Below are 16,137 nucleotides of genomic sequence, written 5' to 3' on the forward strand. Positions count from 1 at the left end.
ACCGTACAAAAAGCAGTATGGTATTTCTTAATGGGATGAGGAACCTGTCCCCCTGTCCCCGCATATTAGTAATATCCGAATTCATAAATTTGGGTATTTGCAGAATTGAAATTAACAATTTCTTTTCGTTCACTCAGCTTCCAGCCATCGCTTGTATGAATCAGCTTGTAATGCCATGGATTGGCGGTTTCCTTCATCTCATAATTTTCCCCTTCTTTATAGGTAGCTGAATTCATTGTTAAAACAACATGTAGCTCAACACTTTCTTCATCATCCATACTATATTTAAAACTATCTAAGTCGAATTCAGTGTATAAAAGTTCTCCCGTGAAAATTGTCTGTTTTGACTTGATCTCCTCAAATCGTTCATCAAAGAAATTCAATAGTTCAGGTGAAATATGAACAAAATAGGAAGGATCTAGTTGATTATAGGCAGCCATCCATCCGATCACGTACTCATTGACAATGGTCATTATTTCTTCCTGGAAGGCAGGGTCTTTTGCTTTTTCTTCTTCCATTGCTTTCTTTAATTCTTCCTCTTTTCTTTTGCGCTCTTCCTCTAAAGCAGCCATTTTTAATTCATGAGCCTTTTCAATCTTCTTGAGTGTTTCTTTTAGCCAAAAGGCCTCTATGCCTATTTTATAATAGGAAGAAACTTGGCGATTAATCGTTTTCTTTAGCTGATTGTAACTTAGTATATTCTCCAATAACGAATATTTCCTTTTATCATAATTGATAAAATGGCTCGTTAGTTCTTCTGCTTTTTTGTCTGCACTCCCATAAACCTTAGTTGGCATTTCTCCTAAAATAGCAATGAAATGTTCATTCTCAAACATCTCATTATTTATATTCGCATCCATTTGCTTATATAAGTTCTCTTTCGCATTGGAAAGCAGGGTATCAAATTCCTCTTGTACATTGAAGTGCTGATCGTAACCTAAAAATATAGGATCATCTCGTTTCTTTTCTTTTAGATCAAGGTAGCCTTTATAGGTATTGATCAGTTTAGAATAATTTTCATTTCTGTAAGAAGCTTCTGCCTCTTCTAATAAAGCGGATACTTCTTTATTGCTGCTTGAAAGCATAGTATAGTTCGATTGGATTTCATTCTCTTTGTATAGAATGGAACGGTTGTTCATAGCTTTTTTATAATAGGGTTCAGCATTTACATATTGCTGTGACTTATAAAAATGCTCTGCCTTTTTAGATGCAGTTACTTTTTCGTAACCAAGATAAGCCTTGTATCCAAGAAGTCCTGCTGAAATGACAAACAGAAGAAATAAACCGTTTCTAATCCACAGAGTATTTTTCATACCTTTGTCCTTCCTAATGGAGAGCCGCTGCGAATGGATCTTCATTAAATTTTGAGAGCAATAATTGATGTGCCCGTTTCTTTGATTCTCCTATTTCGTAAGAATTGATTGATTCAAGAAGCTGATACAAGCGTATGACTCGTTCTCTAGGCATCTCATCAACATATTTCATAATAAAATCTTCATAGATTAAAAAGTATTGTTTCATTCGTAAAGCTGACCCAGCCACGGTAATAAAAATCTCATTAGAAAAATGCTCTTGAATCTGTCTTTCATAAGTAACGACATAATCTAATATCTTCTTATTGACGAGATGCCGCTGTACTTTCGCTGCACTACCTAAGTACGTAATAAATTCCTTACTATACCTATTTGGAACAACTGTATCCATTTCTAATTGCATATCTTTTCGAATAATAAAAGTATTTAAGCATATTAATTTTAGTTCTTTAATAGAGTCATCATTCCAAAATAAACCGATGATTCTTAAGATTTCATAGGCTTCAAGGTAGGCGGAATTCTGTACCTTTTTCTCAGCAAATTTCTTGTTTACTTGAATCCCTCTCTTTATTTTTTCCCTATCAGCGATGACTTGGTTCATGAGGAAATGTTTTTTTTCAGAACTGCGCATGAGCAGTTTAAAAATACTAAAGAAGATAATGGCTGCAGCCCCAATCGTTCCAATGATTACTATTGAACTAAGATGAAAGGTAAAGAAAACAGCTATGAATAAGAGGAACAGCAATAGGAAAATATCACTCTGAAATGTAAGCCGGTATTTTTTGGAGATAAATTGTTCCATTGTAAAATACCCCTTTGCCTGGGAGCAATGACTGCAATGTTCCATATGCAGCAAGGTGTATCCGCTGCAGTTTTTGCATACATATAATCGGTTTGTTAACTTCTCCTTAAACATAAAAGGGCTAAATTTGACAGGAGTTTTACTCATTAGATAAGTTTCCTCCCTGTTTATTGTTTATATATTTATAGATGAAGCGATCAGCATCCTCTTGTTTAATAGCAGCAGTTTTATATTTATATAGTTTAAAAGATTTCCATATAAAACAAAAAACAAAAATGAGTAAAGGCAGATAGTATGGAAGCAAAGTTCTTCCTCCTTTTCAAATGTTAAATCTTTCTATAATAACAAAAATATTCAAAACTTTACAATATACGATAAATTAATTATATTTAAAATAAGGTAATTTTTCTATAAATAACCAGGATAATTACAATATATGGTGATTTTTCAGGTAAATAATTGGGGAATGTTCATATTTTAAGGGGGATTTTTTGGTGAAGGTGCATAAGTATGCGGCTTTTTTCTTATTATGCCTATTATTGTTAAGTTCACTTCTTCTACCAGATTCTGCTGCAGCAAATATTGCTGCAGATGCTCAAAAGATGGATGCTGTATTAGTAGTAGATGTCAGCAATTCTATGAAGGACAGTGATAAAAACAAAATCAGCAACGAGGCAATGAAAATGTTCATTGATATGCTTTCGAAAAATGGGGATAAGGTCGGAATGGTCGCCTACACAGACCAAATTATTCGGGAAAAAGCCTTAATGAAGATCGGATCAGATGATGATAAAAATGATTTTAAGAAATATATAGATACATTATCCCTTGGAGCTTATACAGATATTGCGGTTGGTGTCAGTGAAGCGGTTAAAATCCTTGATGCCGGCAAGGAAGCTGACCATACACCTTTAATTATTTTATTAACAGATGGGAATAACTATTTGAATCCAAATTCAGATAGAACAGAGGAGCTGTCTGACAAGGAACTGAATGAAGCGATAAGGCAATCGAAGGCAGAGGGATATCCTATCTATACAATCGGTTTAAATGCAGATGGCACGTTAAATAAAACAATATTAGAAAAGCTATCTGGAGAGACAGGCGGCAAATTTTTTACTACGACAACGGCAGATGACCTTCCGAGAATATTAAGTGAGATATTCGCTAACCATCTCAAGTTAAAAGTAATACCCATTACAAATTTAACAGGAAACGGTCAATTTCAAGATGTAACGATCGAGATTCCAAACAGCAGTGTTATGGAGGCGAACATTTCAATTACATCAGGGAATCCGATTGAAGCAAAGTTATTTTCACCAGATGGAAAGGAAGTAGAAATCCCATCAAATGATGTTTACTATTCAAAGTCAAAAGCCTATTCATTAATTAAATTAATTAAACCTAAGTCTGGGAATTGGAAGGTTCAAGTTAAGGGTGTACAAAAGGATAAAATTGACATTAATATGGTTTTTAATTATGATTTAGGGCTTCGTCTAGAAGAGCCTGCGAAATCGAACTATAAAAAGGGTGACATGATAGAAATTCTGTCATTTCTTGAATCAAATGGACAGAAGGTGAATAGTCCTGAATTGTATCAATCGATGAACGCGAAACTGATTGTTAGCGATACCGCATCGAATACTAAAAGCGAACTTTCTCTTACGAATGATGGAAAAAGCTTTCATGGAGAATTTACCATTCCAGAGGATAAAAAATATGAATTAAAAGTTGTAGCAGAAGATAATAGTTTTTACCGTGAAACAGATCCGTTTATCATTGATGCCAGTGTAATGGCTGCTGCCTCTGCTGCCCCTGAGAAAGAGGGGAATAAAAAAGATTTCCCGTGGGTATTGTACGTCTTGATTGGAATCGGCGTAATCTTGTTATTGATTCTTGCCTTCTATATTCTAGCACTGATTAAAAAGGCAAACAAAGGTTTTATCGGGCAGATTGTTGTTGAAATCAGAGATGAGAATACAGGGGAGAAAACAACACCACAATATCGCAAGTTGAATACATTCAAAGGAAAGATTAAACTCCACCAGCTTCTTCAGCTTGCACCAGAATACATTGAAACGGAATCTATTATTCTCGTGCCAGGGAAAAATGACACACTCACTCTTTTTAATAAAGGGGATGTAATCATTGAGAAGGCTGGGCGAGCAGTAGATGCTTCAAAAGGAATAACGATTAAGAAGAATGATAGGCTGAAGGCTAAGCTAAATAAAGTGAACAAATCGATTTCTCTTGATTATCTCATATAGGGGGTATACGGCATGAAAGCAACAGTTAGAGAGCATATCCAGCAGTTAGACGTATCATTAGGCGGCGGTATTGTTAGTGAGAAAATCCGTGTGGATACGATAGATAATCCAATGCTTGTCATTGGACTTGGAGGGACAGGAATTGATGCTCTTCTCCGTTTGAAATACCAGGTGAATAGAAGGTTTAAGCTTCCGGCAGATCCAATTTCCAAGAAGAAGAAGGAGAAACCAAACAATATAGAATTTCTCGCTTTTGAAACGAATGAACAGGACCGTTTTAAAAAATACAAAGGAATCGGGCTAGACCCTGTAACAGAATTTGTCCTTCTCTCAAATCCCGAAATTGGGAGTCTATTGCAAAATAGGAGCACACTTCCTTCCTATATTACAGATTGGCTCTCACCAGAACTGTTGATTACCGATGGGATTAGTGGAGCATCTGGCATAAGACAGGCGGGGCGATTACTATTATTTACAAAAATTAATCAAGTCGTACAAACCATTGAAAAGAAAATAAAGGTTTTATCTGAAGGGACAAATAAAAGGATGTCCGTGTTCATCCTAACAGGTATCTCTGGAGGAACAGGTTCAGGCTGCTTCCTGGATATTTCCTATATTATTCGCGGCATTATGGAAAAGGAACATGGCTCAGCAGGTATTGATAAAGTAAGTATTCTTGGGTACTTATTTACCCCGGATGTCAATTTATCGAATAAAAGCTTAAATACCCATACAAGTGAATACATCAAGAAAAATGGATTTGCAGCTTTGAAAGAGCTTGATTATTGGATGAATGTGGATGAGCGGAATGAGCGCTTTAAACAGCAGTATGGAAATATCCTGTCTGTTAATTCACCAATGCCTCCTTATAATCTGTGTCATCTCATTTCTGCGACGAATCTAGACGGAAAACTGCTTGAAAATGCGTATGACTACACAATGAATGTGACAGCTGAAAATATTACAAACTTCATGGCAAATGAGGATAAGCAATCGGGAGAGGAATTTGCCATTCACGATTATATCAGTAATATCGGCACGAATATCAAGCAGATGCATAAAGCATATGCAGCTAACTATTCCTATAACATTCTTGGAGCATCATCTGCGATTTTGCCTGTTGAAGAAATGACGACCTACTTAGCCTATAAAGTATTTAAGAAGATGGAAAAAATGTTTCCTGCTTCTCCTACTCAAGAGGAAGTTGAAACATTTGCGAATCGAATGGGTCTTGATATTGATTCCGTACATAAAAAGTTCAATTCGCAGGTCCCTGAACCGATTCCTGGCTATGAAAACAGCGACCGCTTAAACTTTAACAATGTGATTAAGCAGCAATCAATAAGTTTAGATCAAGAACTAGAACAAGGGTATCTTTCAAAGGCAAGAGAAAACTATATTAAGTTAAAAAAGCAATATCCGGCAGAGCTGCTTGAAAATTTCAAGGAACAAATTAAACGTTTATTTTTAAATCCGGAGCAGGGTCCCTTTTTTGTTTCCCGCTTAATTTTCACAGCGAAAGGAAATAGTTTATTAAATTTAATAAAGTCCTATATTGAATTTTTGCAAGAACAGGTTTATCGAAAACCAGTGGAAATAAACGATATGGCGCAGCAAGGGGCAGAAAGGCTAGCCGATGCAAAAAGTGCGCTATTTTCCAAGGATAAAAAGAAAAACGGCTACATAGCGACGAAAATTGATGAATATCACCTTCGTGCAGATAAAGAGTGCATGGAGCATATGATTGATTTTTATCAAGATATCCACGCGATGATTAATGAAGAAAATAATAAAATGTATGCAGTTGTAACAGAGATATTAAATACATTAAATATGATTTTTGAAAAAAACGGGGATATCTTAATTCGCGGCGAAGAAACTCAGGATGGAATCGGGAACAAAACCTATTACTGGAATGTAGTTAGTGTTCCTGACATGGCTGAAAAAATAACAGAAATTATGGAAACAAAAGATGGAAATGATATGATTGCAGATTTTACAAAGGATTTGCTAGACCAATCAAATCGGTGGGTAAAAGAACAGGATTTAGATATTGTCAGTTCCATTTCTGAATTCCTCTCTGAAAAGTTTGGTGATTTAATTACGAAATCGATGGAAGACTTTCTCGTGATGAAATACGGGGAGGATGAATCGATCGAGCATATTATTGAACGAAAAATTGCAAAATTACTTAATGATGAAGCTGTTCCGGTATTCCATTTAAACAATAGTGCAGGGAATCTTGTCTTTCCTTCTTGGGGGTTTGTCTCGGTCCCTCATAAAGCGCCAAATATTTTAAAAGGGATAAAGGATTTTCAGAGAACTTCCGTAAGCGGTGCTCGTTTCACTGTCAAGGAAAGTGAAGTGAAAAACCGGATTTTCTGGTTAAACACGAAAAATGGAGTCCCGTTATTTGTCTATACACCTCTTACTAGTTATGAACAAAGCTATGAACGCACGATATTCGAACAAGAAGGGGTAGGTCGCCACCTTTCTCAATCGGAAAAGGATAATTGGGCATACCTTCCATCGCCTATTCCGGAAATGTCATGGGGCGACATTTATGAAAATACGAGACTTAAAGATTATAACCGCAGAATAAGAGAATTATTTGCTAAAGCAATAGAATTTGGTGTGATCAAGGATAAGGGAGAATATGCAAACACGAATAATAAATTTGAAATCATTCTTTCTGGAGAATTTAATCTTTCAGAAATCCTAAGCCGATTTCAAATGGAACAGCATTCTGACAAGCCAAACTTAGGTGAAGTGAAAAAGTGTATTGGAGAACTTCGCAGACTTTTAACAGAGCAGCTTCCTATTGTTTCCAAAAGAGATATCTTTGGCAGCAGCAATAAAAATATGGCGATCGAAAATTTTGTTCGTACACCGAATCTCATCCATTCTGTTAGAGAGGAAGTTCTAAAGTACGAATCAATTCAGGAAGTGCTTTATGAACTTGAAGCTTCACTAAAATCCTATCAAGATGAAGCTGTGAATATAGAGAAGTTCATTGAAGTTTTATATACAAGCACCATTACGAAAAAAGGCGCTGTTTATGTCTATGATCACGATGCAGAAGAAGAGAGCTGGGAGCCTTTCCTTAACTTAACAAAGGTCAATAAGTTTATTGAATTTGAGCTTTACCAAGTCTACCGTTCCCTTAATGAAAAGCGAAAGGCAATTATTAATAAGAAAGCAGATCGAAGAAATACGAACTTGTCGATGAGCGATGATACCGGGGTATTAACAAGTAGATTAGAATCATTAAGTGATGCAGCCTTAGAAGCAAAATCGACATTAGAATATGATCGAAAAGAATTCCTCAACGGGGAAGAATTGTATACATTTTATAAACAAATTCTTGAAAAGGTAAATAGTCTAATTAAGGTGATTAGATAACCTTTAAGGGGCCAAAATGGAATGCAAAAGTTATTAGAAAAAATCATCGAAGATTATATTCTAAAGGCTGAAAATAGCCATCTTGGTAAGGATGCAAGACGAATGATCAGCAATCCGATCATTTACCTATTTATTGGTGACCAGTCTCTGTCCGCCCTTAAGGCAATCTATGAGCTAAATCAAAAAAAGTGGGCTAACCATGACGGAATCATGTATCTTCATGTTCATTTGAAAGAAACATGGGCAGCAGAAAATGTGTTTTCATTTAAAGCTTCTGAAATGGATACAACAGGAAAAAGAAGCAGGCCTTCATTATATGAAGCCTTTTATCAAGATGAGCAAAAGCTGGTTGATTATAACCAGCTTTTGCGCCAATTAAATGTCCGTTTTGCAGAACTAGGGAATAAATTTGCTTCCTTTCAGAAGATTAATATCTCTGTCATTACTGAGATAAATGATTCACTTACAGTTATTTTACCTGAGTTAACGATTTTACTTGAACACTCTTTAAGGGATTTATTCACGATGACCTACATAGATGCTTTCTGTTTACTGGAAGAAAGAGCAGCAGACGAGGGCACCTCAGTGCTAGGCTTGAGTTTTCTTCGGGAACTAAAGAATTTGCAAGAACAGCAATATTCCTTTTCAAAAGAGATTCTTGTGACTAAGGATAAAATTAGGTTATCTGTTACAAGGAAGGGACCTTTATTTGATCTTGTGTACCTGCTGAGTAATAAAGACGAACGTGGGAGATTTATAGAAAACAGCATAAGCAAGAATGCGGAAATTATTTCTGCGATTAACCTGATAAAAAATAAAAAAGTGAATGAACATGAACATTTTCCCGGCAATGAAATGTACAATAATGTCCATTTCTCAAAAAATATTCAAAATGATGAACGGATACCTGCATTTGTTTCAGCTGGATTTTCAAAGGTCAGCCGTCCGAATGAAGCCATTGTCATAAATGTTCTCTATTATTTTTTTAAACATGTAAATAGGGTTATCCATGATCGTGCAAAGAATTTGGACCATCAAAAAGTGATTGAATTGCTTGAACTAGACAATGCCTCTATTGAAAGCAGGGTTACTTCCTTTTTACCCCCTAATGAAATCATCGAAGAGATGCTTGGTTTAATGCCCGCTGATTATACGTATAGTCAGCTGGAAAATCTGCCTTTAAAAGAAGCAGAAGAATTATTGTTTGGGAGCTCAGCAAAGGTTTTTTTTCAAGAAAATTTGCTGAACCCATTTTCTGAAAATATAAAGAGATATTATTCAAAACGACCGCTAAAAATACTGCTTCAAAAGCGAGTGGAGGAAAACTCCAATTATGGAGTTTATTGCGCTTATCGATGGACAGGTGACCCATTTGTCCATTATCTGCTCCGGCTTCGTTCTGAGTATGCCCATCAATCTGAGTTATTTGAAGAAGAGTTAAACGCGATTTACAGTGAATATGGGGGTCAGCAGAATTTCCGAAAAAACCCATTTTCCAAGAAGCGGACAACAAGGAATTTCATCTCTCATTTACTTAATAAAATCTACCAGCTTAAGTGTAAAAATGTACTAGTGAATGCAAAGCTTGAGCTAGTTAACTATTATATTTTGATTCTTGAAGAATGTCATGAAGAGTATAAGGGGCAGATTGATGCCGTTAATAGCTTGGAAATAAATTTGCACCGCATAAAGGCTGAAGTGACTTCAGGTTATCAAAATAAGATTAACCAAAATATTCCTGAGTATTATGAGAGGATGGTTACATCCATTCTTCAAGATTTAGAGGAAAGACGTTCTGCAGAATTTTATTTTGAAGAAAAGAATTTGGCAAACTATTCCCTTCTTCTTAAACAGGGGCTGTTTGCGAATCGAGTCATAGAGATGTGCCAAAGGCTCATATTCGAATCAGGAAAGCTAGATCAAACATTCGAACAAGAAATATTAGCAAGAGGAAATGTGATGGTTGATTATGGGGATTCACAGGTTATGACAAAGGAAGAATTATTTAATGAACTATACCAGCTGCTAGAAAAGGATTCTGCATGCCAAATTCATTTATTAGATTATACCCAGAAACATAAGTATGAAGAGAAGTATTACCTTGGCGATTTTCAGAGCAGCTTTATCCAATATGTTTTAGGAATAGACAAGGATAATCGCCCATACCGCCTCGGCTGTATACATGAGAATAGAGCAAGCGGGATTGAGAAGCTGAGTTTAATGGGTGGGTTTTCAATTGAGGACTTAAGATTTTATCAAAATAATATTCGATATTATGAAAAATATCAAGAAAGTGGATATGAGTTCCACCCTGAGTCAAATTCCGTATCAACTTGATTGAAAGGGGTAACTTGATGAAGGTAAGAAATTTTAATTTTCTTCTCTTTATTTTAACAGCTATTGGAGGATTAATTGGTGCATTTACTGGAGAGGCATTACTCTCTGAATTAAGAGGTCAGCTTCCTAATAGTATGTTGGTAGGGGTATATTTCGGTCAGCTAGGGCTATGGATTGGCTTAATGGCATTCATTGCGGAAAAATTGAATCCTAGATTAAATGGGTTGCGCTGGGCATCATCTTATGCGTCCTTTTCATTAAAATTGCTCGTCCCGGTCATGGTAATTCTCCCGTTTATTGCAGGTACACTTCTTCAATTTATCTATGAATTAGAAGCATTGGATACGAAGTCGCCAGAAGATATTATTCTGATTGTGGATATATCCGAAAGCATGCTGGAAACGGATCCGGAAAATAAAACAGTCGCTGCAGTGAAAGAGTTTCTAATGAAGGTAGATGGAAATCAAAGAAGTGCTCTTTTGGTCTTTAATGATCAAACTAAGATGCTTCAATCATTTACCTTTTTGAAAAATAATAGCGAGAAAAAACAGGTTGGGGATGACTTTGAGAAGTCCATCCGTTTTCAAGGCGGGACAGATATCGGACTCGCTTTATCTGATGCTATGGAATACCTTAACAGCATAAAGGATGACAGGCTGACAATGGCGGTTCTTTTATCAGATGGGTTTAGTGAAATGGATGTTGCACAATCTGTAAAACCCTTTCAAGATAAACAAATTGTTATTAATACAGTTGGACTAAGCCAAAAACGAAATGAAGGTGCAGATCTATTACACGATATTTCGGAACGAACAGGCGGATCTTATTATAGCGTCAATGATGCAAATAAGCTTTCGAGCGCTTTTCAAGACATTCAAAAGGATTCACAGGATCGGCTCCTCATTGGTGAACGTCAAGGTGCTGCTCAATATATGCTTCTATATAAAGTTCTTAGAATCCTATTTATTGCTTTAATAGGTGTGGGATTGGGATTAGCATTAGGGCTGATGTTTGATAACCGTTTCTTAGCAAAAAGCTTTGCTATTGGAGGTTTAGCTGCAGGAGTGCTTGCAGGCTTGATTTTAGAATGGGGATTCGGAAGTCTTTTCCTAAAGGGAATTTATATTAGGATTTGGAGTGATATCATCCTTGCCGTCATAGTAAGTTTATTCTCTGCTGTCGTACCGTATAGAATGTATAATGCTGAAAATGGAAAGAACAGGACGGATGTTAGTTTGTATAACAGAAAATCATTTGCTGAATCTGAAAAGAAAAATACAAGCAAAACTTTTTATTAAGGAGTTTTCATCATGAATTGGAGTTATGCAGAGTCCAATCTCTGGATTAGAGATCCAAAGGTAAGGATGCAAGATCATGCTGTCATCCTATCTTGGCAATGGCCAAAGAATATAGAATTTGTTTATATTTGTAAATCGACGGAAGAGGAAGGGCTTTCCTTTGGTGAGGAAAGCTCTATTCCTATGAAGCTCTATACCAGAGAAGAATATAAATCAAATGCTGGTTATATGGATACTGTTGACTCAATAGGGAAAATTGTTTATAAAATCTACCCGGCCATGTATGAAGATGGTAACATAGTTATTCTGAATCAGGATAATCAGCACAATGAAATAACCATTAAAGCACAAAAAGCGAAGATTTATTATTCGATAAAGTATAAAAAGGGATGGTTTAGCCCAAAAAAGACGGTGAAAATCACTATTACATCTGAACTATTCATACCAAAAGAAACCTTATGCTATGTCAAAAAAAAGGATAGTCATCCTGCAAGCACATTCGATGGGTCCATTTATCATTTTGTAAATGACTTTCAGCCAGGTCAAACCTCTCTGCCGGAAATTCAAGTTAATAAGGATGACTATATTCGTCTCTTTTTTACTAATGGAAAACAGTATGGTGATTTATATGAACTCATTCCAGAATAGGAGGATGTATGATGATCAGCATGTTTAAGAATTTGTTTAAGAAAGAAGAAGTTAAAGTAAAGCCGCCTTTTTATGATATCGTCTGTCCTTATTGCTTTGAAAAGTTTCTGCCGGAAGATGTAGTATTCCGGGCATCGCATCATTTGGAAGATGATGAAAATTACGCACTTCAGGAAGATGAAGAGCTGAATAAATATCGGGCAAAATTCGGCATGGACTCTGCACCAGAGATGGAAGCGGTGCTGCATCCAAAATACATTCATGATGATGATAAAATGTATGCCGACGGCGTACTCGTTGCCATTACAGATTCACATGGGATGGTTACGAGAAAGCGCCTTTGTCCTAGCTGCCATAACGAACTGCCTATTAATGCCGGCAAGGTGCCAAGCAATATTATCTCGATTGTAGGAGCATCCTCAGTAGGCAAATCTGTCTATATGACTTCTTTAATTCATACACTCCAAAACACGACTGCCTATAATTTTAATGCAGCATGTATGCCGTTAAATGCAGATGTCAGCCGTAAATTCAAAGAAAAATATGAAAATCCTATTTTTGAAAATGGCAGAATGCTGCAATCTACGAGATTAGAGCTGCAGGAGCCCTATATTTTTCAATTAATCTTTAAAAATGAAAAGCAAGCACCGCTCACTTTAGTCTTTTTTGATGTTCCAGGTGAAGGGATGGTTGACCAGGATTTTCTATCTATTTTTGCATCCCACATTAAGAATTCTGCAGGGATCTTATTTTTGGTCGACCCATTACAAATCAAGTCGATCCGGGAACGGATGCTCATTCATTTAGATAATCGTGGAGACTTATCTGAGCGATATGCTGAACCTCGAGATGTCATTCTAAATTTGTTTGAGAATTTTATTGGTCATCAGGATAAAGGGAAAACCTCTATTCCGACGGCTGTTATCCTTACAAAGAGTGATTTATTAACCACACTGGCTGAAGAAGATGGTGCCTATATTCAGCCGAACAGTAATTTGTTTAATAACTATGTACATACAGGCGCGTTAAATTTAATAGAATTCGAAAATATTAATGGGGAAGTCAGAAGGCTTATTGAGAAAATTGATCGCCCATTTAAAGATGCTTTAGATGTTTACTTCACAAACACCGCTTTTTTTGCTGTATCAGCATTAGGTACGAATCCAGTAAATAAGGAAATAGCGGGAGTAGTCAATCCGATTCGTGTCGACGAACCAGTCATATGGCTATTGAACCAGCTAGGCTATATTGAAGGAAAGGAATACTAGGCGATGTTACAAATTCAGCAGCAAATGTACACGAGGGAGAGGGCAGGAATTTTTACGACCACTCCTGGATACGATACGATTGCTAAATCAAAAGGGCTGGATAACAATTTTATTAAAAAGGTGATCCACCCTCTATGTTCTTATTATCCTCCTAGGGAACTTTCGAATAGCGGGGAAAGAGATGAAGGAAAGTATCCAAAGTCAAAGCTTATTATGGTTACTGAAACAGGGGAATTGATTTTTGGACAAAGTGTATATAAAGAATCGGACTATACAGGAGAGAGGGAAACCTTTTTTTCTCATAATATGATTGTCCCTAAAGAAAGAGCGAAGGAGTATCTGTATTCCGCTGATACAGTTTTTGGGAGTCTCCCTTTCCGTACGGGCTATGAACTTGCAAACGGGAGCGAACTGGAAGAGTTAGATCATTTACCTTTTATAAAAGGGAATATCAAGCCATTAAAGGCTGTTTTGAACGATAATAATATTCCGACTGATCAATTTATGCAGTTGGTATTTGCACTGCTTTCTTCATTAACATCGAAGAAAAAAGTATATGTGTCTTTACCTGGCGATATCGCTGCTGTAAGTGAATCTGCTTTTGATTTAACTTATTATTTATTCCAATGTATTCCATTTGAACTAAGGAGATATTTTGGGTTTATTTCCTATGCTGCAGAACCCCAAAGTAAAAAGAATATTAACCTCATGTTTGTTGAAAAGGGAAGCATCCGTCCAAATGACAGTTTAATAAGCAAGGATTACGTTTTTGATTTTGCTTTTAATCATTTTATCAATGCAAACGAAAATTTAAATCATCAGCCTTTTATTGAGTTTGTATATAGAAATTTACAGCATGCACCTTCAAAGCTAGCAGATTTTTATACGTTTGCGAAAACAGCTCTATGTGATCAAAAAAGCCCTTCACTCCAGTCTTATAATGATTTAATCGCCTTATATGCTATTAAAGAAGGAACCTATAGCCATTCAAACAATAAACAGTCATCCCTATATAAAAGTTTTCGTTCATTTTTAACGAGTGATAATATCACGCAAAAAACAGAGTTGTACCATGTTTTAGTGAAACTAGTAAAAGATGATGCAGCAAAAATCTCAAAGAGTGAATTGCCTGAAGATGAAACAATCGTTGAGATTTTACAGCTAGCCTCCTTATTTGCTCAACAAGATCTCGGAGAAATTTACAAATATTTAATTAGGGCATTATACCATGGAGCAAATGATTCAAATTATTTAAACCATGTTTATAAACACCTAAAAGGAAACCCGCTGCTGTTTAAAAATGTGAATGCTGCTATTTTGAAAAACCCAAAATTAGTGCCAGTTATTCTAGAAGCTTATGTGAAAATGAGCTTGAATCGAATGACAACATTAAAAGAGGTAATAGGAGAAATTAAATTTTGGCTGGATCAGTATCCAGAGGTATTTGATAACCAAGTGATTAATGGGCTGACTAAAGAAAGGCTTATCATAGTTTTTCAACAGGAAAGAAACCGATTAAGAGCCTTTTATGAGGTGCAGAAAAATTTAAATGGAACCAGAAGTCTCGCAGATAGCATTCAATGGTTTAAAAAGAATATGATGACGGAACTGTCAATAGAAGTGATGCGCGGCTTAAAGATAGAGTTGCTAAGTCCAGAGGAATTCGATCAAGCTGCTGTCATAGCCAATCATATTCCAAAGGAATGCATGACTGCTGAGATTAAGCAAAAGGTCGAACTTATCCATCTAGTTCATGACATTATGGAGAAAAGGTATTTCTCTAATCCAGAACGATATTTTAACTACTCTCATTTCGGCAAACTGCAAGCAATCGTTATCAAGTTAATGCCAACGAGCCATTTAGAAGAGAAGACGGACAGGATTGCTTTATGCTTTTATAACAAAGGGCATGGAAAGGATACTTTCTATCGCTATGATGAAATGTTTTCATTTGTTGATTCAAATGGCGGCTTGGAAGAAATGAGAGGTTTTTTGCAGCGTTTTATCAGAATGCGGGGAACATCGCAGGTAAATGATCCTGCTTTTAAAAATTCCGTTCAGCGTTATATGAGCACGCATGCAAAAGTGATTTTTGGTGATAAAAGGATTGAAAAAAGATGGGAAGCTATTCATCCAATGATCAAAAAGACAATGGAGGAAGTCAAATTACAGCAGCTTAGCGCTTTAGGCAAATTTGTATACAAGAATAAAAAAACGGTGGTATCGAGTTTGATCGTTATCATGAGCTTAGTCATTCTTGGAGGAGCAAGCGGGCTTATTTATAAGCAAATACAGGAAGAAAAGGCAGCAGAGGCACTTGCCGCCCAACAGAAAAAGGAAGAAGCAGAGAGGAAAAGAATAGCAGAAGAAAAGGCAAAAGCAGAGCGTGCGGAGGCAGAACGAATAGCCAAAACGATGACACTTCAAGCAACCGGGATAACATACAAGGATGTTAATAATGATGGAGAGATTTCTAATTCAGATGAAATAATTATAGTGGTTTCAAATGAAATAGACATGACGAAACTCTCAATTCTAGAGCACTTGGAAATTTATTATAAGGAAGAGAAAATAGAAGTCAAAAATATATCAGAAGCAGATATAGTAGTAGAACCCAATGCAGAAATTGTGAATGTGAAGATTTCGGATAACAATCTAGCTGCTATCAGTCCAATAGCAGTGAAGGCAATTGGTGAGGCAAACGAACAGAATGAATCATCAGACATATGATTGTAATCAGTGAGCTATTGTAAAAGATCGGGTATTAATAAAAAACAATTAGAGGTACGATAAAAGGTCTGA

General features: G+C 36.2%; 9 protein-coding genes. 7 read left to right on the forward strand and 2 right to left on the reverse strand.

The features are described 5' to 3' along the window. Window positions 1-65: 65 nt before the first annotated feature. The gene (locus C1726_RS10660) at window positions 66-1,313 is read right to left on the reverse strand and encodes a hypothetical protein (protein ID WP_102273121.1); all 1,248 of its coding nucleotides are present in this window, start codon (window positions 1,311-1,313) and stop codon (window positions 66-68) included. Window positions 1,314-1,326: 13 nt separating this feature from the next. After that, window positions 1,327-2,262, reverse strand: a complete 936-nt coding sequence (locus tag C1726_RS10665) for a hypothetical protein (protein ID WP_102273122.1) — start codon at window positions 2,260-2,262, stop codon at window positions 1,327-1,329. 347 nt (window positions 2,263-2,609) lie between these two features. On the opposite strand from C1726_RS10665, the gene C1726_RS10670 reads away from it, so the two are divergent. The 7 genes from C1726_RS10670 to C1726_RS10700 are packed head-to-tail and all read left to right on the forward strand — an operon-like array spanning window position 2,610 to window position 16,065. Further along, on the forward strand, window positions 2,610-4,382 hold the full coding sequence (locus C1726_RS10670) for a vWA domain-containing protein (protein WP_235822748.1): 1,773 nt from the start codon (window positions 2,610-2,612) through the stop codon (window positions 4,380-4,382). A gap of 12 nt (window positions 4,383-4,394) precedes the next feature. Further along, window positions 4,395-7,784, forward strand: coding sequence for a tubulin-like doman-containing protein (locus C1726_RS10675; protein ID WP_102273123.1), 3,390 nt, complete (start codon window positions 4,395-4,397; stop codon window positions 7,782-7,784). 21 nt (window positions 7,785-7,805) lie between these two features. Further along, window positions 7,806-10,121 carry a hypothetical protein gene (locus C1726_RS10680; RefSeq protein WP_102273124.1) on the forward strand — a complete coding sequence of 772 codons (2,316 nt, stop codon included), beginning with the start codon at window positions 7,806-7,808 and terminating at the stop codon, window positions 10,119-10,121. 17 nt (window positions 10,122-10,138) lie between these two features. Next, complete coding sequence (locus C1726_RS10685; RefSeq protein WP_102273125.1) at window positions 10,139-11,419, forward strand: vWA domain-containing protein; 1,281 nt, start codon at window positions 10,139-10,141, stop codon at window positions 11,417-11,419. Between the two features lie 12 nt (window positions 11,420-11,431). After that, on the forward strand, window positions 11,432-12,067 hold the full coding sequence (locus C1726_RS10690; protein ID WP_102273126.1) for a beta-mannanase: 636 nt from the start codon (window positions 11,432-11,434) through the stop codon (window positions 12,065-12,067). 11 nt (window positions 12,068-12,078) lie between these two features. Next, window positions 12,079-13,335 carry a TRAFAC clade GTPase domain-containing protein gene (locus C1726_RS10695; RefSeq protein WP_102273127.1) on the forward strand — a complete coding sequence of 419 codons (1,257 nt, stop codon included), beginning with the start codon at window positions 12,079-12,081 and terminating at the stop codon, window positions 13,333-13,335. Between the two features lie 3 nt (window positions 13,336-13,338). Then, complete coding sequence (locus C1726_RS10700; protein ID WP_102273128.1) at window positions 13,339-16,065, forward strand: GAP1-N2 domain-containing protein; 2,727 nt, start codon at window positions 13,339-13,341, stop codon at window positions 16,063-16,065. Window positions 16,066-16,137 lie beyond the last annotated feature (72 nt).

It is taken from the genome of Cytobacillus massiliigabonensis (assembly GCF_900199725.1).
GTDB lineage: Bacteria > Bacillota > Bacilli > Bacillales > Cytobacillaceae > Cytobacillus > Cytobacillus massiliigabonensis.

Coding starts and splice junctions, on each gene's coding strand:
- C1726_RS10660 (WP_102273121.1), bottom strand. CDS start 1,313: ATGAAAAATACTCTGTGGATTAGAAACGGTTTATTTCTTCTGTTTGTC.
- C1726_RS10665 (WP_102273122.1), bottom strand. CDS start 2,262: ATGAGTAAAACTCCTGTCAAATTTAGCCCTTTTATGTTTAAGGAGAAG.
- C1726_RS10675 (WP_102273123.1), top strand. CDS start 4,395: ATGAAAGCAACAGTTAGAGAGCATATCCAGCAGTTAGACGTATCATTA.
- C1726_RS10680 (WP_102273124.1), top strand. CDS start 7,806: ATGCAAAAGTTATTAGAAAAAATCATCGAAGATTATATTCTAAAGGCT.
- C1726_RS10685 (WP_102273125.1), top strand. CDS start 10,139: ATGAAGGTAAGAAATTTTAATTTTCTTCTCTTTATTTTAACAGCTATT.
- C1726_RS10690 (WP_102273126.1), top strand. CDS start 11,432: ATGAATTGGAGTTATGCAGAGTCCAATCTCTGGATTAGAGATCCAAAG.
- C1726_RS10695 (WP_102273127.1), top strand. CDS start 12,079: ATGATCAGCATGTTTAAGAATTTGTTTAAGAAAGAAGAAGTTAAAGTA.
- C1726_RS10700 (WP_102273128.1), top strand. CDS start 13,339: ATGTTACAAATTCAGCAGCAAATGTACACGAGGGAGAGGGCAGGAATT.